This window comes from Saccharothrix sp. BKS2, assembly GCF_047689505.1.
GTDB classification, from domain to species: Bacteria; Actinomycetota; Actinomycetes; order Mycobacteriales; family Pseudonocardiaceae; genus Actinosynnema; species Actinosynnema lopnurensis.
In genome coordinates, this window is record NZ_JAUQOL010000028.1 from 37,585 (window position 1) to 60,846 (window position 23,262).

Consider the following 23,262-nt stretch of genomic DNA (forward strand, 5'->3'; position numbering starts at 1 on the left):
CCGGGGTGTACGCGTCGCCGACGCCCTTGCCGGCGGGAACCGCGCTGTGAACGTGCACAGTAGTTTTGCGGTCCAGGACCGTGTCAACCACTTGACACCGCGTTGTTGCACGTCGTTAATCAGCATTGAAGGATGTGCACGTTCACAGTCGCAGGGGTGTTCATGGCGTTCGGGGTCTCGCGTCCGGGTGGTCCTCCCTGGCCGGTGGGCGTGGACGGGCTGGTGTACGGCGGCGACTACAACCCGGAGCAGTGGCCCGAGCCGGTGTGGGTCGAGGACGTCGAGCTGATGCGCCGGGCCGGGGTCAACCTGGTCAGCGTCGCCATCCACTCGTGGGCGCTGCTGGAGCCGCGCCCCGGCGAGTTCGACCTCGGCTGGCTGGACCGGCTGCTCGACCTGCTGCACGGCGCGGGCGTCTCGGTCAACCTCGCCACGCCCACGGTCGTGCCGCCCGCCTGGCTCTACCGGACCCACCCGGAGATCCGGCCGGTGACCCGCGAGGGCGTGGTCCTCGACCTCGGCTCGCGCGCGACGTTCTGCCCGAGCGCGCCCGCCTACCGCGAGGCCGCCGCGCGCGTCACCCGGACCCTGGCCGCCCGCTACGCCGGTCACCCCGCCCTGGCGCTGTGGCACGTGCACAACGAGTACGGCGCGCCGCTGGGCGCCTGCTACTGCGCGGAGTCGGCGCGGGCCTTCCGCCGCTGGCTGCGCTCCCGCTACGGCAGCGCGCAGGCGCTCAACGCCGCCTGGGGCACCGCGTTCTGGGGCCAGCGCTACGACGACTGGGACGAGGTCGAACCGCCCCGCGCCACGGCCACCGCGAACAACCCGGCGCAGGAGCTGGACTTCCTGCGGTTCTGCTCCGACGAGCTGCTGTCCTGCTACCGCGCCGAGCGCGACGTCCTGCGCGAGCACTCGTCGCTGCCGGTCACCACCAACTTCATGACCACCAACTGCCGGTCGATCGACTACTGGCGGTGGGGCGCGGAGGTCGACGTGGTGGCCAACGACCACTACCTCACCGCCGAGGCCGAGCGGCCGCACGTGGACCTGGCCCTGACCGCGGACCTGACCCGCGCGGTCGCCGACGGGCAGCCGTGGATGCTGATGGAGCACTCCACCAGCGCGGTGAACTGGCAGCCGCGCAACCTCGCCAAGCGGCCCGGGGAGATGGCCCGCAACAGCCTGGCGCACGTGGCCAGGGGCGCGGACGCGGTGATGTTCTTCCAGTGGCGGGCCTCCCGGTCGGGCGCCGAGAAGTTCCACTCCGCGATGCTGCCGCACGCCGGCACCGACAGCCGGGTGTGGCGCGAGGTGGTGCGGCTGGGCGAGGACCTGGCCTCGCTGCGCGAGGTGCGCGGCAGCCTGGTGCGCGCCGACGTGGCGGTGGTGTGGGACTGGGAGTCGTGGTGGGCGCTGGAGCTGCCCTGGCGACCCTCGGTGGACCTGGGCTACCGGGAGCGGGTCGGCGCGTTCTACGAGCACCTGTGGGACGCCCACCTGACCGCCGACTTCGTCCCGCCGGAGGGCGACCTGTCCGAGTACCGGCTGGTCGTGGTGCCCTCGCTGTACCTGACCACCACCCCGGCGGCGAAGGTGCTGGCCGACTACGTGGCGGGCGGCGGCACGCTGGCCGTGTCGTACTTCTCCGGCGTCGTCGACGGCAACGACGCCGTGCACCCCGGCGGCCACCCCGGCGCGCTGCGCGAGGTGCTCGGGCTGACCGTGGAGGAGTTCCTGCCGCTGCGCCGGGACGAGCGGGTCGCGCTGACCGGCGGCCTCACCGGCGACGTGTGGGCGGAGGACATCAGGCCGGCCGGCGCCCGGTCCGTGCTGGACTACGTCGACGGCCCGGCCTCGGGCGGGCCCGCCGTCACCCGCAACCGGTTCGGCGCGGGCAGCGCCTGGTACCTGTCCACCCGGCTGCGAGGTGAATCACTGGCCAGGGTGCTGCGGCAGGTCCGCGACGACGCCGGCGTGGCGCCCGTCGACCTGCCCCGGGACGTCGAGGTCGTGCGCCGCCACGGCGTCCACGCGGACTACGCCTTCGTCATCAACCACACCGACGCCGCCGCCGAGGTGGCGCTGAACGGGGTCGACCTGCTCACCGGCACGGCCTGGCCCGCCGGGACCACCGTGCCCGCCGGCGGGACGGCCGTGCTGCGCCTGGAGTGACCCGGGTCCTCGACGAGGGGTGACCGCTCGCCGGCGCACCCCGTTCGACCGGCTCTTCATCCACGGTTGCCCGCCCCGTGCGGCGGGTAGCCTGCCGGACACGCGGAGCCGGACGGCGGGATGGGGAGGTCAATGCAGGTGGGAAGCAGGTTGCACTGCGAGGTGCGACCGGTGGGGGACTGCCTCTTGGTGCGCCCGGAGGGCGTGCTCGACCTGGCCAACTACGCGTCGTTGCGCAACACCCTGCTCAAGTGCGCCGTCGAGCAGCCGCGGGGTGTGGTGGTGGACCTCGGGGACCTGGAGGTCCGGGACGAGTGCCTGCTCAGCGTCTTCGCCGCGGTGTGGTTGCGGACCCGCGACTGGCCGTCGGTGCCGCTGCTGCTCGTCGGGTCGGCGCGGCGGCTGCCGCGGGGCACGGCGCTGCGCCGGTACGTGGCCGTGCACGACACCGTCGACGACGCGCTGGCGCACGTCGACAGCCCCGAGGTCCCGTGCCGGCGGGCGCACCGGGTGCTGCCGTCGGCCGCGGGCAGCCCCGGGGCGGCGCGGGCGTTCGTCCGCGAGGTGTGCGGGAACTGGTCGGTGACCGGGGCGGCGTTGCACGCAGCGGTCCAGGTGGCCTCGGAGCTGGTGACGAACACCGTCTGCCACACGGTGTCCGAGGCCCGGCTGAAGCTGGAGCTGCGGCGCGGCAGGTTGACCGTCGCGGTCGCCGACGACGACCCCACGACGGTGGTGCTGCCGGACCCCGGCGGTTCGCCGCAACGCGGCACCGGCCTGCTCGTGGTGGCGCAGCTGGCCCGCACGTGGGGGTGCGTGCCGGACCCGGCGAACGGTCGCAAGGTGGTCTGGGCGGTGCTGCCTGCGGCCTGAGGCCGGGTCACTCCGGGTGGTCGGAGGGCTCCATCACGAGGATGACGCCCTGGGAAGCGCCGTCCTGGCTGCGCATCGGGGCCACGACGACCCGGATGGTGGTGTTGCGCCCACGCCGGTTGATGGCGTTGAGCATGAGCACGTCCTCGGTGTCCGTCCCGGCCAGCGCCGTGCGGACCGCGGAGCGCAGCTCGCCGACGGGCAGGCCGATGTCCAGGTTGAGCAGGTGCGCGCCCACGGCCTCGTCACGGCGCAGGCCCCACAGGTCCTCGGTGCCCCGGTTCCACACCAGCACCCGCAGGTCCGGGTCGACGACGATCACGCCGAAGCGCACGGAGGTCAGGATCGCCTCCATGAAGTCGTTGACCTGGTCCAGTTCGGCGCTGCGCTCGCGCAGGGTGTCGTTGATGGCCTGGAGCTCGTCGTTGGTGGACTGGAGCTCCTCGTTCATGGTCTCCAGCTCCTCGTTCGTGGACTGGAGCTCCTCGTTGGTCGTCTCCAGCTCCTCGACCGTGGACTGGAGCTCCTCGTTCGTGGTCTCCAGCTCCTCGTTGGTGGACTGGAGCTCCTCGTAGGCCGACTCCAGCTGGCGGTTGGTGTGCTCCAGCTCCTCCAGCAGCTTGCGCGCGGCGGTGATGTCGTGGAAGACGATGGTGACGCCCAGCAGGCCGTTGTCGGCGTGGACCAGCGGGTTGACGTGGATCTCGAACCAGATCACGTCACCCGGCGAGCGGGCCCACTCGACGTCCTTGATCCGGATCGCCCGGCGCTCGACCTTGGACTGCTCGACGTAGGCGCGCAGCTCCACCGGCCGGTAGGAGACCTCCAGGTCGCGCAGCGGCCGGCCGATGTCGCGGGGGGACAGCCCGAACACGACCTCGGCCTGCTGGTTGATCAGCGCGACGATGTCCTCGCCGGTGATGACGACCTGCGCCACGGGGCTCGCGGAGAACGCGTGCTCGCGCAGCTCGGCCAGCCCGCCCACCTCACTGGTGCGCTCGGGTCCCCGGGTGTGGGAGATGAAGCTGCCCATGCCCTCCGGCGCGCCCGGGGTGCGGCGGAACGTGCGGCGCTTGAGGTCGACCGGGTCGAAGATCCTGGTGTGCGAGAGCAGCATCTCGGCCTTGCCGAGGAACAGCATCCCGCGCGGCGACAGCGCGAAGTGGAACCGGTTGAGGATCTTGCCCTGGGTCTCGGCGTTGAAGTACATCAGCGTGTTGCGGCAGACCAGGAGGTCGATCCGGGAGATCGGGGCGTCCTGGACCAGGTCGTTGCGGCCGAAGATCACCGATCGGCGCAGGTCCTTGCGGAAGACGTACCGGTTGCCCTGCTGGTCGAAGTACCGCTGGAGCTGCTCCTCCGGGAGGCTCTGCACCTCGGCGGCGGAGTAGGACGCCTGCCGCGCCTGGATCAGCGCCTCGTCGTCGACGTCGGTGGCGTAGATCTTCACCCGCTGCCGGAACTGCTCGGGGCCCAGCACGTCGGCGAGCACCATGGCCAGGCTGTACGCCTCCTGCCCGGCCGCGCAGCCCGCGCTCCACACCCGCAGCGGGTCGTCCGGGTCGCGCTCGACGAGCAGCAGGGGGATGACGTCGGTGCGGATGTGCTCCCACGCCTCGGCGTCGCGGAAGAAGTCCGTGACGTTGATGAGGATGGTGTTGAACAGCGCGTCGAACTCCTCCGGGTTGACCTGGAGGAGGTCCATGTAGTCGCCGAAGTCGTCGGTGCCGACCTGGCTCATCCTCCGGCGCATCCGACGGGCCAGGCTGGTGCGCTTGTAGCCGGTGAAGTCGAACCCGCGAGCTTCCTTGAGGTACTTGAGGACGGTCTCGAACTTGCTGTCCGACTCGGCGGGTTTGGCATCCACGTGGGGGGAGGTTACCCCCCGTGGTGGGGTTGCCGCTCGTCGGTGACCCGATCAGCTGGTCGGGTCACCGCTCGTCGCGCCGGACTCCTCCGCCGGGACCGGTTCGCCGCCCGAGAGCAGGAAGTCGCGCAGCACGTCCACCGCGCGGAGGGACTCGTCCAACCGGCTCTGGTAGCGGCCGGCCTGGCGGCCGTCACCGCGGGCGCGCGCCGCCTCCGCCATCCGCTCGGACAGCCGCACCTTCTCCTCCAGCGTGCGCAACGCCGTCCAGAGCGCCTTCTCGAAGGCGTCGCCCTGCGCCTGCGCCAGGGCCTCCACCGACCAGGCGTGGCCGATCTGGCACCGGAAGCGCAGCGTGCCCGGTGCGATCTCGTTCAGCACCCCGCTGCAGTCCGGGCAGGTGTACTCGCTGGTCTCACCGATCATGTGCGTGCCGGTCCCCATGGTTACCCGCCAATCCCGGACGATGCGCTCCTCCTGCTCCTCCTGCTCCATCTGCGGTGACGCGGGGGTCGCCGAGGACAACTCCACGTGTTCCCGCGCCAGTTTCGCCAGCGCCGGACCCAGGTCCGCGGCGGGCAGCACGAGCTCGGGCCGGACGTGGCGCAGCGCGTTCTCCGGCATCCCCGGGTGCAGCGCGTCCGCCGGGTCCTGCACCGCGACCCGGCCGCCGCGGGCGCGGATCGCCACCACCCCCGCCACGCCGTCGTCCAGGACGCCCGAGAGGACGACGCCGGTGACCCGCGGGCCGAGCGCGATGGCGGCGGACCGGAACAGCGCGTCGACCGCGGGCCGGTGCCCGTTCTCGGTCGGGCCGTGGGACAGCGCGAACCGGTTCTCCACGACGAGCAGGTGGTGGTCCGGCGGGGCCACGTGGACCTGCCCGCGGGTCAGCGGCATCCCGGACTGCGCGAAGACCGCGGGCAGGGCGCCGGAGCGGCGCAGGATCGCCGCCAGCGCGCTGGCCCCGCCCAGGGGCATGTGGAGCACCACGGCCACCGCGGCGGGCAGGTCGGCGGGCAGGCCGGCGACGAGCGCCCGCAGCGCCTCCACACCGCCCGCCGATGCGCCCACCACGATCAGGTCACGGTGTGCCTGCGACATGCGTCACGTCCTTCGCTGAATCGTTCACCACCGTAGTACCCGGCAGGTCGGCCGTGGGCATCACCCCGCCGGCGCGGCATGGACCTGCCGGTGCGGTGCGGACCGGTCCGGATGGCGGCCCGGCCGGAGCGGGCGAGGACCTGACCGGGGCGGGTGCCGACCCACCGGGGGTGCCGATCCACCGGTCGGCGCGAGGTGAGGACCCGTCACGTGAGCGGCGGCCCGGCCAACCCGTTCTCCACCGCCTGGCGCGCCACCGCAGCGGCCTGCCGGTGCTCCTCGGCCTGCTTCAGGTGGTGTTCCCGGATTTCCCGGAACCCGTTCTCGGCGATCTTCCCGTGCAGCTCGGCGGCTCGTTCGTGCGCCTCCGCCGCCGACAGGTACGCGACCATCGTGCGTTGCAGGCGGTCGGCCGCCCGAGCCGCGGCCTGCCGGGCCCGGCGGTTGGCCTCGTCGAGGTGCCGGGGACCGGAGGTGCCGGTCATCGGGGCTTTGGAGGCGAGCCGGTGGCGAAGTTCGTCCGCCCGGTTCCCCGCGTCCTTGGCCGCCTGGCGGGCCAACTCGGTGGTGTCGCGGGCGTCGATCCCGGTCTCGACGATGATCCCGGCCAGGCGCCGCACCTTGATGTTCAGCTTCTGCGAGGCGGTGGAGAGCAGCTGGAACGCCTGGTCGGAGGTGATGCGGTGCCGTTGCATCAGGATGCCCACGGCCTGGCCGATGCCCTCGCGGCTGACCACCGCGGTGCGCAGGTCCTCCTCCCGCAGCACCGCGTCCAGCGCGAGGGCCGCGTGCGTCGAGTACAGCGCCGCCACCGCCAGGCTGTCCTCGTCGAACGCGCCGGGCTCGCGGGAGTAGAGGGTGAGGGCCGCCCGCCCGCCGTTCCGGGAGGGCAGGTGGCAGGCCAGCACGGCGCGGACGCCCCGCTCGACCGCGCGGGTGGTGAACCGCGGCCACCGCGTCTCCGCGGCCAGGTCGTCGACCCGCAGCACCCGGTCGTGGGGGAGCACGTGCAGGCCGGGTCCCTCACCGGCCTCGTACTGGGCGGCATCGGTGGACGCGGCCACCTCGTCGGTGGCGGCCACGGTCTGGAGGGCGCCGGTGCGGGCCAGCGACAGCGAGGCGGAGTCCGCGCCGGGCACGACGGTGAGCGCGAACTCCACGATGCGCTCGGCGGTCGCGACGAACGACTGCTGCTCGGCGAACGTCCGAGCCGCTTCCGTCAGCACCCTGGCCAGTTCCACGCACACAACCTTCCCCCTCCGCCTGGAAGATATGCGGAGTTCCGGACGGGCCGCCAGGTGGAACCGGCCCTCAACGGTATGTCCTTTCTATTGGCCGATGAGCATATGGGTGAAATTTCACACCTGATCGGGTACGACTTGACTGATCACCCTGGGGAACGGGGTAAGGCGGGACAGCAGGCGCCTTCCCACGCGGCCGGTCCCGGGATCAGGCCTGGTGCCCCGGCGCCCGCCGGTACGTCCCGCGCACCGGCCCCCCGGCCGCTCGTCAGTCCACAACGGACCGTCCGAACAGGCCGGTGGTTTTCGCCGTACCCCGCCCGGGTAACCCCGTTCCAGGGCCACCCTCCCCGCACGGGTGGCCCCCTCAGCCGGTCGGACAGCGCGCCGGCGCCGCCGGGTGGTGGTCGCCGTGCGCGGCACGCCCACCCGTGGCACCAGGCGCCAGAGCAGAACGGTGGAAGCCATGGGTCAGCCACTCCCGTCACCCCAGGCCCCGACGGTCGGCGTCGAGGAGGAGTTCCTGCTGGTGGATCCCGCGACCGGGGTGCCGGTGCCCAGGGCGCACGAGGTGGTCGCCGCGGCGCGCGAGCGGTTCGACCTCGACCTGGACCACGAGCTGCTCACCACGCAGGTCGAGGTCAAGACCCCGGTGTGCCACGACCTCGGGCAGGTCCGGCGGGAGCTGGTGGCGATGCGGTCGGCGGTCTCGCGGGCGGCGGGGGAGGCCGGCTGCCTGGCCCTGGCGGTGGGGTTTCCCCCGCTGGGCGAGCCCTCCGGGTCGATCACCGACCTGGCGCGGTACCGGGGGATCGCCCGCGCCTTCGGGCAGCTGGCCGACGAGCAGTCGATCTGCGGGTGCCACGTGCACGTCGGGGTGCCGGACCGCGAGGTCGCCGTCCAGGTGTGCAACCACCTGCGGCAGTGGCTGCCGGTGCTGGTGGCGCTCACCGCGAACTCGCCCCTGTCCCGGGGGCGCGACACCGGTTACGCCAGTTGGCGCACCGTGGTGTGGCACCGCTGGCCGGCCGCCGGCCCGCCGCCGTACTTCTCCTCCTGGGCGCACTACCGGGCCGTGTCCGACCTGCTGCGCGAGTCCGGCGCGGCGGTGGACCCCGCCATGGCCTACTGGGACGTGCGCCCGTCGTGCCACCTGCCGACCGTGGAGGTGCGCGTGGCCGACGTCGCGGGCAGCACCACCGAGGCCCTGCTGCTCGCCGCCCTGGTGCGGGCCCTGGTCTCCACCGCCGTGGCGGACGTCGAACGGGGGGTGCCCGCGCCGGAGGTGACCACCGAGGCGCTGCGGCTGGCCGGGTGGCGGGCCGCCCGCGACGGTCTCGCCGGCCGGACCCTCGACGTGCTCTCCGACCGGTTGGTGCCGGTGCGGCACCTGCTGCGCAGGCTGGTCCGCCACGCGCGGCCCGCGCTGTCCGCGAACGGCGACCTGGACCTGGTCGAACGGGCGCTGGCCGTGCTGCACCGGGTCGGGTGCGGCGCCGAGCGGCAGCGGCGGGTGCTGAACCGCACCGGGACGCCGACGGATTTGCTGGACGTGCTGGTGGTCGACGCGCCGGACCCGCTCGTGACGGCCCTGTACCCGGGGGCGCGGTCGGCGGCGGGGGGTTCGCTGGTGCCGTCGGGGGCCGGGCGCACCACGCCGCGTGGGGATTTCTGAGGGCGGGGCGCGGTCGCCGGCCTGCTGAACCCCGCTGCTCGACCCCCCTGCTCGACCCTGCTGGTCAAGTCCGGCTGCTCGACCCCCGCTGCTCAACCCCGCTGCTCAATCCCCCCGGCTCAACCCCCACCACGCGCCGGCGCGGTGGTCGCCCGCACCACCAGTCGCGGCGGCAGGAGCCGGGTGGTCGGCCGACCGTCGAGCACCGCCTCGACCGCGGCCCGCCCCAGGGCCGCCGGGGACACCGACACCGACGTCACGGCCCACCGACCGCGCCGCGCGGCCTCGTCCGAGCACAGCGCCAGCACCGACACGTCCTCGGGCACCCTCAACTGCCTGCGCTGGAGGTCCTCCAGGACCGCGACCAGCGCCCCCTCGTCCGCCGCCACCACGGCGGTCGGCCGGTCCTGCGCGAACACCTGGTCCACCTCGGTCGACCGGCAGTGCGCCCGCACCACCACGCTCCGCTCCCGCGCACCGCGCGCGACACCGTGGTGGAAGTCCTCCGGCGGGCCGTCGTGCACGAACGCCACCGCGCGGTGCCCCAGGTCGGCCAGGTAGTTCGCGGCCCGCACCCCCGCCGCGACCCGGTCCAGGTCCACCCGCGAGTGCGCCGGCGCACCGCCGTCCCCGCCCACGAGCACCACCGGCACCGACGTGTCCAGCGGCGGTGACGCCGGGGCCACCACCACGACGCCCGCCGCGCCCCGGTGGTGGGCCGAGGGGCTCACCAGCAGGTCGGCCCCGCCGGCGTGCGCGGTCGCGGTGGCCGCGCCCAGGAACGCGCCCAGCCAGTCCGCGCCCAGCGCGCCGTGCCCCGGCAGCGCCAGGTGGAGCAGGACCCCGTGCGCGTTCTTGCGCGGCTGGTACCCCAGGGCGCGGACGCTCGCCTCGACCCGCCGCCGCGTGCCGGCGGAGATGGAGCGCTTGCCGCTGAGGGCGTACGACACCGTGCTGACCGCGACCCCCGCGTGCCGTGCCACTTGCGCGATGGTCACCATGCCGCGTCCTCCTGGAGGTGCGTGGGAAGCGCGGGTTCAGGATGCAGAGCTATAACGCTTAAGTCAATGAATCCCTGTTAGTTGGCTCGCTGAACTATTTTTGTCCTGGTCCGGTCGTGCCCGTCGGGCGGTCGAGACTTCGGGGGTGGCCCGACTTGTTCACGAATGTGGACGGCTTGACCGCTTAATGGACCAACGCGTACCGTCCAGGTGCTCGCGCCGGAGCCGCAGGTCGGGGCCCCGCCAGCAGGTCCGCTCGACACCGCCGGCGGGGTGTCCCGATAACGACCGGCGATCGTGCGTTCATTCATGTGAACCGGTCCGGATTTCACCACCGTGAATCTCCTCGTCGTCTGCAGGAAATCGTGGCACTCCCTCCTGGGCGCGCTCCCGGGGAGATGGCGGGTCCGCGCGCCGGCAGCGATGGCGCGCCGCCGGGACCGCTTTCCCGGTTCTGCTCGCAAGGAGGCCAAGCGTGAATTCGCGCATGGACGAGCGCGGGAGGAGCCGGCTCGTGGACCTCCACCACCGACACCTCCACCACGACCACCCGGACGACCACCACGACCGACCCCGGCAACGGCCCCGCCCGCACCCCTTTCCCCGCCCGGGACCGCGGCGAGTTTGCCGCCTCCCCCCGGGGGCACCCGGTGGGAGCACAACCCCTACCGGGAATCGAGGTCGTGGTGCCGTCCGACGAGGAGACGCTGCTGGCCGGTCGCTACCGCCTCGACCGCTTGATCGGCTGCGGCGGCATGGCGGACGTGCACCGGGCGTGGGACCTGGAGCTGGGTCGCGCGGTGGCGGTCAAGGTCTTCCGGCCGGGCGACGACCTCACCGCGGGCCGCCGGTTCGACAACGAGGCCAGGGTGCTCGCCGGCCTGTCGCACCCCGGGCTGGTGCCCGTCCACGACGCCGGTCGGGACCAGGGCCTGGCGTTCGTCGTGCTGGCGCTGGTCGAGGGCGGCACCCTCCGCGACCGCCTGGCGGCCGGCCCGCTGGTCCCCGACGAGGTCAGGGCGCTGGGGGTGCGGCTGGCCGAGGCGCTGGAGCACGTGCACTCGTGCGGCGTCGTGCACCGGGACGTCAAGCCCTCCAACGTGCTGGTCGACACCGCGGGCACCGCCTACCTGGCCGACTTCGGCCTGGCCCGCCTCGTCGACGCCACCCGGCTCACCCGGGCCGACCAGATCGTCGGCACGGCCGCCTACCTCGCGCCCGAGCAGGTGCGGGGCGGCCCGACCGGTCCGGCCGCCGACGTCTACGCCCTCGGCCTGGTGCTGCTGGAGTGCCTGACCGGGCGGCGCGAGTACGACGGCGGCGAGATCGAGGCGGCCGTGGCCCGCCTGCACCGCGCGCCGCACGTGCCCGCCGACCTGCCCCCCGACCTGGCCGAACTGCTCCGGCGGATGACCGCCACCGACGCGCGGGACCGCCCGACCGCCGCGGAGTGCGCCCGCGCCCTGATCGCCGGCGCCACCTTCCCGGGCGCGGCCTTCGCGGGGTCCGGCCTGCGCGCCGCCGGCCTCGGGGCCCTCGGATTCGACCAGGACGGTGCCCCGCACGAGGAGGCCGTGCGCACCGGCCGGTCCTGGAACGTGGTGTTCGCGGCGGCCGCGCTGCTGGGCGTGGTGGGCGCGGTGGGCTTCGCGTGGTCGTCCACCGGCGAGGTCTCCGACCCGCCGCCCCGGGTCGCGCCGTCCGGCACGCAGCGCCCGGTCCAGCCGGCCGTGGAGACGGTCACGGTGACCGTCCCGGTGCCCACGGAGGCGCAGCCGGTCCAGGTGCCGGCCACGGGGACCGAACCCGTCGGCGGGACCCAGCCCGTCGGCGGGGCCGCGCCGGAGGTCGGCGTCGGCGCCGCGCCGGCGCCGGGGGTCGGGCAGCCGAAGTCCCCCAAGTCCCAGAAGGACAAGCCCAAGCAGGCCGAGAAGCAGAAGTCCAAGCCGTGACGGACCCTCTGCTTTAGCGCTTAACCAGGGTTCATCCGGCGCGGAGTTGTTCGCGCTGTCGCGCACCCCTCAGAATTCCCGCCCGATCCCTGCGCTCCCACCTGCGCTTTTAGTGAGCCGTTCAACTATTTTCGGGCAGGTCGTGAGCTGATCGATCCTCGTTTACCGCGCCCTGATTTCAGGCTGCGCAAAGCTGTGCTTGACCGGTTAATCAGAATCGGCGCACGGTCCCTCCCCTCTGGCCGGGGAGGCGCCCGCCAGCGTTCCGCCGTCGAGGTGGCCTTCGAGGCCATATGGACGAGAAGACCGCCGCGATCCCGCTCACTGCTGTTCGACGCGGTCGCCCGGGGCCTCACCGAGGACGACCCGACCACGACCGACCGGGAGTCGTCCAAGAGCATGATCGGCACCGGCGAGATCGCCACCACGATGCTCGGCTCCTGGTCGATCACCCAGCTGCGCGCCGCCGCCCCGATCCCACCGACATCGGCTACCTGCCCTTCCCGGTGAAGGTCGGCGGCAGGTTCCACTCCGCGATCGCGGGCGACCACAAGATGGGCATCAGCGTCAACTCGAAGAACAAGGACGCCGCCCGCGCGTGGCTCGACTGGTTCACCGACGAGTCCGGCTTCGCCACCTCGGAGGGCGGCGTCCCCCCGCGCGAGGACGGCCCGCAACCCGACACCCTGGCCGACCTCACGGCCGCCGGCGTCCAGTTCTTCGAGGTCGACCACGCCCAGGACGCCGTGGTCACCGAGATCGACGAGGCGGCCGGGATCGGGTTGTACGAGCAGACCTACCGGCAGGCCCTGATCGACGCGGCGCGCGGGGTGAGCGGCAAGTCGAAGCAGGCGGTGTTCGACGACCTGAACACGCGGTGGGCGGAGGCCAGGGCGCTGGTCACGAGGTGAAAATCGCGGTGCGGGAGACGCACACCCACCCGGACCTGGGCGACCACCCGCAGCGCGTGGTCGACGAGCAACTGGGCGCGGACTTCGACGTCTTCGTCGGCATCATGTGGAGCCGCTTCGGCACGCCCACCTGGCGTGCCGGGTCCGGCACCGAGCACGAGTTCCGCGACGCCCACGCGGGGTGGCGCGCCCGGCGGCAGCCCGCGCACATCCTGTTCTACTTCTGCGAAGCGCCCGTGGACCACCCCGACGACACCCAGCAGCAGGCGATCCGGGTGTTCCGGCGCGAGCTGGAGCGCATCGGGTTGGTCGGTGTCTACGACGACCGGACGTCGTTCGCCGACAAGGTCCGCCGTGACCTGGTCCTCGTGCTCGGCAGGCTGCTGCACGGCGACCGCACGCCCACCGCTCCGGCGTCGCCTGCGGACCTGGGGATCGCCCGTGACCAGGTGACCGCGCTGGCCGCCGAGTACGACCGGTTGCGCGCCACCACGCCCGCGGGCCCCTCCCGCACCCGGAGGCTGGAGGTCGTCGCCTCCTCCCTGCGGACGCTCGCGCGGTCGGCCTCGCCGCTCCTGCCGGACCTGGTGGCCGACGGGTCGGCCGGCGCGCGGTTGGCCGCCGTGTGCGCGTTGCAGGTGCTCCCCGACGTGCGGCACCTCGACTGGCTCGCCGGCCGCTTCGGCGGTGACCAGCCGTTCATCGCCTACCACGCCGGGATGGCGCTGCTGACGGCGGCGCGCGAGCTGCCCGACGCGGACCTGCGTCACCTCGCCGGAGCGCTGCAACTGGCCGAGGCCCTGACCGCGCGGCTGGCACCCACCACGGATCGGGCGAGCGCGGTGCGCGCGGCCAGGACGGCCCTCGAAGCCAGGCGTTCGACCTGACCACCAAGCCGGTTCGGTTGCCACCGGCAAGCGCCACCACGCCACCTCTTCCGCGGAGCAGCAGCACCGCAGCCCCTCCGACATCAGCACCGACCACCTACCGGTCACGAGGTGAAAATCGCGGGTCCCCGGTGTTCCGCTGGTCCACACTGGCCCCCGTGCTGCTCACCCTGACCACCACCCACCGCCCGGCGACCGACCTCGGCCACCTCCTGCACAAGCACCCCGACCGCGCGCAGTCGTTCACCACCTCCTCGGGTACCGCGCACGTCTTCTACCCCCGCGCGGACGAGGAGGAGTGCACCGTCGCGCTCCTGCTGGAGGTCGACCCGGTCGGCCTGGTGCGCAAACCCGGCAGCACCCTCACCCAGTACGTCAACGACCGCCCCTACGTGGCCGACTCGCTGTTCACCGTCGCCCTCGGCGCGGTCTTCCGCAGCGCCGTGAACGGCCGCAGCGAGAGCCACGCGGAGCTGGCCGCCACCCCGATCCCGCTGACCGTGCGCATCCCGGTCCTGCCGCACCGCCTGGTGGAGCGCCTGTTCACCCCGCTGGGCTGGACCGTCGACCTCACCCCGGTCCCGCCGGCCGGCGTCGACGAGGACTCCCGCTACGCCGACGTCACCCTCACCGGCACCCACACCCTGTCCGACGCACTCCGGCACCTCTACGTCCTGCTGCCCGTGCTCGACGGCAGCAAGCACTACTGGGTCGCCGAGGACGAGGTGGACAAGCTGCTGCGGGCGGGGGAGGGGTGGCTCGGCGCGCACCCCGACCGCGAGCTGATCACCACCCGCTACCTGGCGCGCCAACGCCCGCTGGTGCAGTCGGCGCTCGCCCGCCTGGCCGAGGTCGAGGAGGTCGAGCCGGAGGCGCTGGACAACGCGCTGGAGGAACCGGTCCTGGCCGAGCGGCAGGTCCCGCTGGCCGTGCTGCGGCGGGAGACCGTCGTCGCGCGGCTCAGGGCCGCCGGCGCCCTCCGGGTGCTCGACCTGGGCTGCGGCGACGGCGCGCTGCTGCGCGACCTGCTCCAGGAGCCGGGGTTCACCGAGGTCCAGGGCGTGGACGTGTCCGTGCGGGCGCTCCAGGTCGCGGCCCGCCGGCTGCACCTGGACCAGCTGCCCGACCGGCAGCGCGAACGCCTCGTGCTGCGCCAGTCCTCGCTGACCTACGCCGACCCGGAGCTGGCCGGCTACGACGCGGCCGTGCTGATGGAGGTCGTCGAGCACCTCGACCCCGACCGGCTGCCCGCCCTGGAGCACTCGGTGTTCACCGTCGCCCGCCCGCGCACGGTCCTGGTCACCACCCCCAACGTCGAGTACAACGACCTGTTCGACACGCTGCCGCGCGGGCGGTACCGGCACGCCGACCACCGCTTCGAGTGGACCCGCGCCGAGTTCCGCGACTGGGCCGCCGGCGTGGCCGGGCGGCGCGGCTACACCGTGCGCCACCTGCCGATCGGGCCGGAGGACGCCGAGCGCGGTGCGCCGACCCAGCTCGCGGTCTTCACCCTGGGGGACGACGACTGATGGAGCTCAGGATCCCGGACCTGTGCCTGGTCGTGCTGGTCGGCGCGTCCGGCTCGGGCAAGTCGACGTTCGCGCGCCGGCACTTCGCCCCCACGCAGGTGCTGTCCGGCGACTACTTCCGCGGCCTGGTCGCCGACGACGAGAACGACCAGTCGGCCTCCGCCGCGGCGTTCGAGGCGCTGCACTTCGTGGCCGGCAAGCGCCTGGACGCGGGCCGCACCACGGTCGTGGACGCCACGAACGTGCAGCGCGGCGACCGGGCGCAGCTGGTCGAGCTGGCCAAGCGGCACGACGTCCTGCCGGTCGCGATCGTGCTCGACCTGCCGGAAGGGGTGTGCCTGGCGCGCAACGCCGACCGCCCCGACCGCGACTTCGGGCCGCACGTGGTGCGCCGCCACCGGACCGCGCTGCGCGGATCGCTCAAGGCGCTGGGCCGCGAGGGCTTCAAGCGCGTCCACGTGCTGTCCTCGCAGTCCGAAGTGGACGAAGCGGTGCTGGTGCGGGAGCCGCTGCTCAACGACCTGCGCCACGAGACCGGGCCGTTCGACGTGATCGGCGACGTGCACGGCTGCCGCGCGGAGCTGGAGGAGCTGCTGGTCGAGCTGGGCTACGCCCTGGTGCGCGACGGGGAGGGCCGCCCGGTGGACGCCGTCCCGCCGGCGGGGCGGCGGGCGGTGTTCGTCGGCGACCTGGTCGACCGCGGCCCGGACACGCCGGGCGTGCTGCGCCTGGCCATGGGCATGGTCGAGGCGGGTCACGCGTTCGCGGTGTGCGGCAACCACGAGCAGAAGCTGGTGCGCGCCCTGCGCGGCCGGGACGTGCGGGTCGCGCACGGCCTGGCCGAGTCGCTGGCGCAGTTGGCGGCCGAGCCCGAGGAGTTCCGCCGCCGGGTCGAGCGGTTCTGCGACGGCCTGGTCGCGCACTACGTGCTCGACGGCGGTGACCTGGTCGTCGCGCACGCCGGCCTGCCCGAGCGCTACCACGGCCGGGCCTCCGCGCGGGTGCGCGCCTTCGCGCTCTACGGCGACACCACCGGCGAGACCGACGAGTACGGCCTGCCGGTGCGCTACCCGTGGGCCGACGAGTACCGGGGCCGGGCGACCGTGCTGTACGGGCACACGCCGGTGCCGGAGGCCCGGTGGGTCAACAACACCCTGTGCCTGGACACCGGCGTGGTGTTCGGCGGGGCGCTGACCGCGCTGCGCCACCCGGAGCGCGAGGTGGTGTCGGTGCCCGCGCACCAGGTTTGGTACGAGCCGGTGCGCCCGCTGGTCGCGGCGGAGCCGGAGCGGGCGCCGGACGTGCCGGCGCTCACCGACGTCGCCGGCCGCCGGGCGGTCGAGACCTCGCAGCACGGCCGGGTCACCGTGCGACCGGAGCAGGCCGCGTCGGCTCTGGAGGTGATGAGCCGCTTCGCCGTCGACCCGCGCGTGCTGCTGTACCTGCCGCCGACGATGGCGCCGACGGCGACCTCCGCGCGCCCGGACGTGCTGGAGCACCCCGAGGACGCCTTCGCCGAGTACCGCGCGGCGGGCGTGCGGGAGGTGATCTGCGAGGAGAAGCACATGGGGTCGCGGGCGGTGCTGCACGTGCGCCGGGACGCCGGTGGAGTGGACCCCGGTGGAGTGGATGCCGGTGGAGTGGATGCCGGTGGAGTGGATGCCGGTGGAGTGGATGCCGGTGGAGTGGATGCCGGTGGAGTGGGTGCCGGTGGAGTGGGTGCCGGTGGCGTGGGTGCCGGTGGCGTGGTGCACACGCGCACCGGCCGCGCGTTCTTCGACGGGCCGCTGGGCGACGAGCTGGTGGCGGTGGTGCGCGAGGAGGTGACCCGGGCCGGCCTGTGGGAGGAGTTCGACACCGACTGGCTGCTGATCGACGCCGAGCTGATGCCGTGGAACGCCAAGGCGGCGGGCCTGGTCCGGGACCAGTACGCCTCGGTCGGGGCGGCCGCCACGAGCGCGCTGTCCACCGCGGCGGACGTCCTGGGCCGGGCGGGCGAACGCGGTGTCGACGTGGCCGAGCTGCTGGACCGCACCACGCGGAGGCTGGCCAACGCCACCGCGTACCGCGACGCCTACCTGCGGTACTGCGCGCCCACCGACGGGCTCGCGGGCGTGACCATCGCGCCGTTCCAGCTGCTGGCCGCGCGCGGGCGGACCTTCCACGACCGGGACCACCTCTGGCACCTGGACGTGCTGTCGCGCCTGGGCGGCCCGTTCCGGCCGACCCGGCGCCTGGTGGTCGACACCACCGACGAGGAGCAGGTCGCGGCGGGCGTCCGCTGGTGGGAGGAGCTGACCGCGGCCGGTGGCGAGGGCGTGGTGGTCAAGCCGCTGGCCAACCTGGTGCGCGGCGAGCGCGGCCTGGTGCAGCCGGGCGTGAAGGTGCGGGGCCGCGAGTACCTGCGCATCGTCTACGGCCCGGACTACACCGAGCCGGTGAACCTGGAGCGGCTGCGCAAGCGCGGCCTGGGCGCGAAGAGGTCGCTGGCGCTGCGCGAGTACGCGCTGGGGCTGGAGGCGCTGGAGCGCGTGGCCCGGGGCGAGCCGCTGTGGCGCGTGCACGAGTGCGTGTTCGCCGTGCTCGCGCTGGAGTCCGAACCGGTGGACCCGAGGCTCTGAAGGGCCGCCCTCACCCGCTCGGGGTGTGGGCTCCGACGGGTCGCTTCGGACAGCTCGGGTGCGCCCCGCCCCCACCCCCTCGGGGTGGGGGCTCCGGGCGCGGCTCGGTGATCACCCCGATGTGACGCGGTCGCGCGCTGCCTAGCTTCGGGCCATGCGAAGGACACGATCGACCCACCGCCGGTTCGGCGCGCTGGCCTGCGCGGTGGTGACCGGTGCGGTGGTGACCGGTGCGGTGGTGACCGGTGCGGTGGTGGCCGCGATCCCGGCGACCGCGGCCACCGCGCCTCCCCGGCTCGACCTGCCACCGCCGACCGGACCGCACGCGGTCGGCGTCACCGACCTGCACCTGGTCGACCACGCCCGCCGGGACCCCTGGGTGCCGGGCGCCGTGCGGGAGCTGGTGGTGACCGTCCGGTACCCGGCCCGGCGCGGCGGCGCGCCCGCGCCGTTCCTGCCGCCCGCCGCGGCCGAGGTGATGGCACGGGCGGACGCGGCCAGGCTCGGCCTCGACGCGGGCCTGCTCGACTACCGCTTCGCCACCCACTCGGTGCCGGGCGCCGCGGCGCTGGGCGGTGACCGGCCCGTGGTGCTCTACTCGCCCGGCCTGGGCGAGTCGCGCGCGTTCGGCACCGCGCTGAGCGAGCAGCTGGCGGCCGAGGGGTACGTGGTGGTGGCCCTCGACCACACGCACGAGCCACCGGTGGTGGAGTTCCCCGACGGCCGGTTGGCGCGACGCGCGTTGCCGCCGTCGAGCGCCGAGGTGCTCAAGGAGGTCCTGGCGACCAGGGTCCGGGACACCCGCTTCGTCCTGGACCGGCTCCAGGTGCTGGCCGCGGGCGGGAACCCCGACGCCGGCGGGCGGCGGCCGCCGCCGGGGCTGGGCCGGGCCCTGGACCTGTCCCGGGTGGGGATGTTCGGCCACTCGGCCGGCGGGTTCACCGCGGGGGAGACCATGCTGTCGGACCGGCGCGTCGACGCGGGTGCCGATCTCGACGGCAGCATGGCCTACGCCCAGTCGACCGGCGACTTCGGCCGGGTCGCGGAGGAGGGCCTGGACCGGCCGTTCCTGCTGATGAGCGCCGGCGACCACAGCGCGGCGTCCGACCCGTCCTGGCAGCGGTTCCTGGCCAACCACCGGGGCTGGCTGCGGCAGCTGCACCTGCCGGCGGGCGAGCACTTCAGCTACACCGACCACCAGGTGCTGCTGCCGCGGCTGGGCCTGGACCCCGCGGTGACCGCGCCCGCCGTCGGCACCGTGGACCCGGCGCGGAGCGTCGCCGCCCAGCGCGCGTACCTGACCGCCTTCTTCGACCGGCACCTGCGGCACCGGCCCCAGCGGCTGTTCGACGGGCCGTCGGACCGGTACCCCGAGGTGGAGTTCCGCTAGACGGGATTCCGCTGGGTGGGATTCCGTTGGGCGGGCACCGCGCCGCGCGCCCGTGAGCGCGCGGCGCGGACCACCGGGTGCACGACCACGACCAGCAGCGACAGCACCGGCGTGGCCCCACCCAGCACCAGCTCGCCCAGCGCGTAGTCGAGCGCGGGTACCGCGAGGCACGCGGCGAACGCCCACGGGGACGCGGTGCGCGGTTTCGGGCCCCTCGCCCACGGCGTGCGCCCGAACGGCTTGGCCACCGACAGCCACACCTGGCACGCCAGCGCCGAGAACATCAGCAGCGACCCGACGCGCATCAGCCCCGGCGAGCCGCCGGGGTGCAGGTTGGGGCTGAGCACGAAGATGCCCGCGTAGAGCTGGCTCATCGTGACGGCGAACTTGACCGCCACCCACCAGTGCCGGAAGTAGCCCCAGGGCGTGAGCCCGGACAGCAGCAACCCGCTGAACGCCGACGTGGTGGCCATGAACTGGAGCACCTCGACGTCCAGCAGCAGCGCCACCTCGAACGCCCACGAGCGCCCGGCCAGGGCGTGGCCCACCACCACGAACAGCGCCAACGCCATGATCATCCACCCGGTGGACGTCACGACGTGCAACCAGACCAGCAGTTTCCGGCTCATCCACAACCCCCACTAGTAGCCACACTACATATAGTACGGCTACTAGTGGGGGAAGGTTTCAGACCCGGTGGGGACTCAGATCCGGCAGGACCTCAGACCCGGCAGGGGCTGCCGCCGGGCTCGCCCGGCAACGCCTCGACGTTCGCCCTGGCCTCGCCCAGCACCACGTCGGTCAACAGCGTGTCCAGCACCAGCGCCTGCTGCGTCACGCTGGTCGCCGTCGTCGTCGTGCTGTTGAGCCGCAGCGAGCCGATCACCAGCGGGATGGTCAGCGGCGCGCTGCCGACCGCCACGGTCACCCCGTTGATCCGCAGGCTCGCGATCTGCGACGACCCGGCGAACACCGGGTTGAGCGACGCGTCGCAGGTCACCGAGGCGTTCGCCTGGATCACGCCCACCTCGATGTTCACCAGCAGCGCGGTGATGCGGGTGTACTCGATCCGCGCCGAGGACACCGCGCCGTCACCGGGCGCCGGCGGCAGCGCCAGCAGGTCGTCCGGTGTCTGGTTCGTGGTCGCGGTCAACGCGTCGGCCCGCACGTTGAGGATCCCGGCGGGCAGGTTCACGTTCGCCACCTGCGCGAAGTCGTCCACGCACGGCACGTCCGGCGGGTTGGCCCGCGCCAGGACCACCCCGGCCAGGTTGAGCGCCGTGGCCTGGCAGGAGAACACGCCGGTCCGCTCGGAGGTGGTGATCCGCACGTCCGACAGCACCGGGCTCGTCCCGGACGGCGCGGCGGTCAGCGTCGCCCGCACCTCGACGTACCGCCCCACCAGCGCGAACTCCACCCCGTTGGACACCGGCACGAACGCCTCGCCGGCCAGCCCGGCCTCGGTGTCCGAGGTCCGCGCCTCGAAGGTGATCGACGTGCCCGCCGGCTCGCTGCCCTGCGGCTCGGTGTTCCAGGTGACCGTGCCCCAGGTCTGACCCGCGACCCCGCCGTCCTGCACCACCGACCACGTGCCGACCGGCGCGGTGATCTCACCCAGCACCGACCCGGTCATGTCGCTGTAGTTGTACGGTCCCGCGCCCGCGCCGAGGTCCACGGTCAGGTCGACCGCGCCGACCGGGAACCCACCGCCGCCGATCGGCCCCGCGTCCGGGTCGATCCGCTGGGCGTTGTTGGAGTTGATGTTGGCGACCCACACCTTGCCGTTGGTGTCCACCGCGACGCCGGTCGGCCCGTCACCGCCGGGCAGGGTCACGTTGCCGACGTAGGTGCCGTCGGTGCGCAGGTGGCCGACCGTGGTCGTGCCGGCGTCGAGCGAGTGGGCGACCCACACGTTGCCGTCGTTGTCGACCGCGACGCCCTGCGAGCGCGCGTTGCCGTGCGGGAACGTGCCGAGGACGTTGCCCGCCGCGTCGAGCTTGACCACCACGCCGTTGCTGACCCTGGTGTGCCAGATCTCGCCGGTCCGCGGGTCCATGCCCAGTCCGTAGTCGCCGTGCCCGGTGTCCAGGCAGGCACCGGTGCCGGTGCCGGGCTCGTAGCGCAGCAGGTTGGTCCCGTACCGGGCCGACCACAGCGTGCCCGCCTGGTCGACGAGGCCGCCGTACCCGCCGCAGCCGAAGCTCACCGGGGAGGTCAGCGGGGCACCGTCGACCCCGGAGATCTTCTGGTGCTGGGTGTTCGAACCGCCGGTCCACAGGTCGTTGTTGGAGTCGACGGCGACCGTGCGGGTGTTGGTGCCCGCGACCCGGCTGTAGGTGATCAGGCACTCGTCGGCGGCGGTCTCGACGCCGCCGTCGTCGTCGACGCCGCCCGCGTTGGTCCACGGCCGGATGTCGCCCAGGCCGCGCGAGGTGGCGAACAGACCGTCGCCGTCGCGGTCCTGGCAGGTGTTGTAGGCGAACGGGCCGCGCAGGTAGTCGCCGTCGGGGTCGGGCACGCCGCCGGCGTCGACCCGCGTGCCGCCCCGGATCACGCCGACCCGGGTGACCGAGCCCTGGCCGCCGGTGGCCTCGTTGCGGTTGGACAACCAGGTGTTGCCCAGCTTGTCCACGGTGGTCCGGGACGGGTTGCGGCCGCGGCCGTCCGGCGCGGACAGCCACTCGCCCAGGATGTCGCCGCTGTCGACGTCGATGCGGATCATCGTGCCGCGCGCGGAGGCGGCGACGTTGACGTAGGGGAAGAACACGCTCTGCCGGTTCAGCTGGAGCTGGTCGTCGTTCGGCGAGTCGTGGTTGACGTCCTGGAGCACGCCCTGGTCGAAGTCGGCGTCCAGCGTGTAGAGCACGTCCTCACCGGGTACCGGAACAGCGGAGGCCGTCCCGGGCAGGCCGAGGGGGAGCAGGAGCGCCCCGACCGCCGCGATCGCGACTGATCTTCGTGGGTGGCGCATGGATCTGCCCTTCTGTGGTGGGAGCGGATTTCGGGCATTTCCGTCACGTGACACCCGCGTGTCGACCGCGGTCGGAAGGCTGTTACCGCAGGTCGGAACATGAGTAGACCGGTCGGCAGAAGTAGGGGTGGGCATTCACCCCCTTCCGAGCCGGACTCCTCCCAACGGACCCGCGAGGCGCTTCGCACGGTCACCGCCGATATCGCCCTGTTGCGACCAACGGCCCAACGCGCTGGGCGAATCCGGGGAAACCGGCCTCACGGGCGGCGCAATTCGGTCAGTCCACGCCGTTCGGCATCGGACAAGGCGGAATCCGTCAAAACGCGCAACCCGTGCCCGCCGATCGGCCGCCCGTCCACCGACATGACCCAGCGGGTCGGCACATCGGTGAGGAGGGTGACCAGCGGCGGTTCGGCGCAGTGGCCGTAACCCAGCACCGTCGAACGGTTCACGACAGGTCCGTTCAGCACCACGTAGTCCTGCGTGACCGCGGCCGGGTCGCCCGCCCACGGCACCTCCTCGCCCGGCGTCCAGCCGCCGACACCGCCGTAGCGCAGCAGGAACGTGCGGGCGTGGCGGAGGGTGACCACGTACTCGTGGTCGGCGTGCGAGGTCGGTGGCGTGCGGGTGAAGGCCAGGCCGTGAGGTGTGCCGCCCTCGCGCAGCGCGCGGGAGAACACCGCCGGGTCGCGGCCACCCGCGGTGATGGCCCGGGACAGGGCGCACCACGCGCCCGTGGCCGCCTGGTTGGGCAGCCGGGCGCCCGGCCACGGCTCCCGGATCGTCAGACCGCCCCAGATGAGTCGCACGGCAGGCTCGGGCCAGGTATTTTCTCGCTCACCCCGATAAAGGATCATGTCGGGCACCGGAATACTCCTCGCGAGGAATTCGGGAGCTGGGCGGCCGGTCGATCGTACGCCCGTCCCGATCGGTTCCCGATGAATTCACCGCGAAGGAGTACCGCCCGCGAAAAAAGCGGCGGCAAAGGAGGGGAGGGCGAGTTCAGGCGGTGGAAGCATCCAGTTCGAGGAGTTCGGTGAATACCTCGCTGGGTTTGCGCCAGTC

The 23,262-nt window shown here is 73.5% G+C and carries 17 protein-coding genes; 10 read left to right on the top strand and 7 right to left on the bottom strand.

Translation table 11 applies throughout. From position 1 onward, the window contains the following. Positions 1–132 precede the first annotated feature (132 nt). A complete protein-coding gene (locus Q5530_RS36840) occupies positions 133–2,175 on the top strand; it encodes a beta-galactosidase (RefSeq protein ID WP_415367547.1) in 2,043 nt (680 codons plus the stop codon). A 171-nt stretch (positions 2,176–2,346) separates the two neighbouring features. Continuing rightward, positions 2,347–3,048, top strand: a complete 702-nt coding sequence (locus Q5530_RS36845) for an ATP-binding protein (RefSeq protein ID WP_415367548.1) — start codon at positions 2,347–2,349, stop codon at positions 3,046–3,048. Positions 3,049–3,055: 7 nt separating this feature from the next. On the opposite strand, the gene Q5530_RS36850 is transcribed toward Q5530_RS36845, so the two are convergent. The 3 genes from Q5530_RS36850 to Q5530_RS36860 all read right to left on the bottom strand — a co-directional run bounded on the left by Q5530_RS36850 (position 3,056) and on the right by Q5530_RS36860 (position 7,260). Next, on the bottom strand, positions 3,056–4,915 hold the full coding sequence (locus Q5530_RS36850) for a CheR family methyltransferase (protein WP_415367549.1): 1,860 nt from the start codon (positions 4,913–4,915) through the stop codon (positions 3,056–3,058). A 51-nt stretch (positions 4,916–4,966) separates the two neighbouring features. Continuing rightward, positions 4,967–6,019, bottom strand: coding sequence for a chemotaxis protein CheB (locus Q5530_RS36855; RefSeq protein ID WP_415367550.1), 1,053 nt, complete (start codon positions 6,017–6,019; stop codon positions 4,967–4,969). 206 nt (positions 6,020–6,225) lie between these two features. Beyond that, positions 6,226–7,260, bottom strand: a complete 1,035-nt coding sequence (locus Q5530_RS36860; RefSeq protein WP_415367551.1) for an ANTAR domain-containing protein — start codon at positions 7,258–7,260, stop codon at positions 6,226–6,228. A 466-nt stretch (positions 7,261–7,726) separates the two neighbouring features. Between Q5530_RS36860 and Q5530_RS36865 the strand changes: the two genes are divergently transcribed. After that, complete coding sequence (locus tag Q5530_RS36865) at positions 7,727–8,935, top strand: carboxylate-amine ligase (RefSeq protein ID WP_415367552.1); 1,209 nt, start codon at positions 7,727–7,729, stop codon at positions 8,933–8,935. A 119-nt stretch (positions 8,936–9,054) separates the two neighbouring features. On the opposite strand, the gene Q5530_RS36870 is transcribed toward Q5530_RS36865, so the two are convergent. Further along, on the bottom strand, positions 9,055–9,936 hold the full coding sequence (locus tag Q5530_RS36870) for a LacI family DNA-binding transcriptional regulator (RefSeq protein ID WP_415367553.1): 882 nt from the start codon (positions 9,934–9,936) through the stop codon (positions 9,055–9,057). Between the two features lie 650 nt (positions 9,937–10,586). Between Q5530_RS36870 and Q5530_RS36875 the strand changes: the two genes are divergently transcribed. The 7 genes from Q5530_RS36875 to Q5530_RS36905 all read left to right on the top strand — a co-directional run bounded on the left by Q5530_RS36875 (position 10,587) and on the right by Q5530_RS36905 (position 19,226). Next, complete coding sequence (locus tag Q5530_RS36875; protein WP_415367554.1) at positions 10,587–11,888, top strand: protein kinase domain-containing protein; 1,302 nt, start codon at positions 10,587–10,589, stop codon at positions 11,886–11,888. A gap of 276 nt (positions 11,889–12,164) precedes the next feature. After that, a complete protein-coding gene (locus Q5530_RS36880; RefSeq protein ID WP_415367555.1) occupies positions 12,165–12,398 on the top strand; it encodes a hypothetical protein in 234 nt (77 codons plus the stop codon). Further along, a complete protein-coding gene (locus tag Q5530_RS36885) occupies positions 12,395–12,799 on the top strand; it encodes a hypothetical protein (protein WP_415367557.1) in 405 nt (134 codons plus the stop codon). Before Q5530_RS36880 ends, Q5530_RS36885 begins: the two co-directional genes overlap by 4 nt. A gap of 8 nt (positions 12,800–12,807) precedes the next feature. Beyond that, positions 12,808–13,686, top strand: coding sequence for a hypothetical protein (locus Q5530_RS36890; protein WP_415367558.1), 879 nt, complete (start codon positions 12,808–12,810; stop codon positions 13,684–13,686). A gap of 158 nt (positions 13,687–13,844) precedes the next feature. Then, the gene (locus Q5530_RS36895) at positions 13,845–15,215 is read left to right on the top strand and encodes a 3' terminal RNA ribose 2'-O-methyltransferase Hen1 (protein ID WP_415367559.1); all 1,371 of its coding nucleotides are present in this window, start codon (positions 13,845–13,847) and stop codon (positions 15,213–15,215) included. Then, a complete protein-coding gene (locus tag Q5530_RS36900) occupies positions 15,215–17,836 on the top strand; it encodes a polynucleotide kinase-phosphatase (RefSeq protein ID WP_415367560.1) in 2,622 nt (873 codons plus the stop codon). The genes Q5530_RS36895 and Q5530_RS36900 overlap by 1 nt, the downstream gene beginning before the upstream one ends. A 154-nt stretch (positions 17,837–17,990) precedes the next feature. After that, positions 17,991–19,226, top strand: coding sequence for an alpha/beta hydrolase family protein (locus Q5530_RS36905; RefSeq protein ID WP_415367561.1), 1,236 nt, complete (start codon positions 17,991–17,993; stop codon positions 19,224–19,226). Here Q5530_RS36905 and Q5530_RS36910 read toward each other — a convergent pair. From Q5530_RS36910 to Q5530_RS36920, 3 genes are all read right to left on the bottom strand, one after another. Next, complete coding sequence (locus tag Q5530_RS36910; protein ID WP_415367562.1) at positions 19,223–19,855, bottom strand: hypothetical protein; 633 nt, start codon at positions 19,853–19,855, stop codon at positions 19,223–19,225. The genes Q5530_RS36905 and Q5530_RS36910 overlap by 4 nt on opposite strands. Positions 19,856–19,947: 92 nt before the next feature. Next, on the bottom strand, positions 19,948–22,197 hold the full coding sequence (locus Q5530_RS36915) for a choice-of-anchor P family protein (RefSeq protein ID WP_415367563.1): 2,250 nt from the start codon (positions 22,195–22,197) through the stop codon (positions 19,948–19,950). A gap of 257 nt (positions 22,198–22,454) precedes the next feature. Beyond that, entirely contained in the window at positions 22,455–23,006 is a 552-nt protein-coding gene (locus Q5530_RS36920; RefSeq protein ID WP_415367564.1) for a hypothetical protein, read from the bottom strand. Positions 23,007–23,262 lie beyond the last annotated feature (256 nt).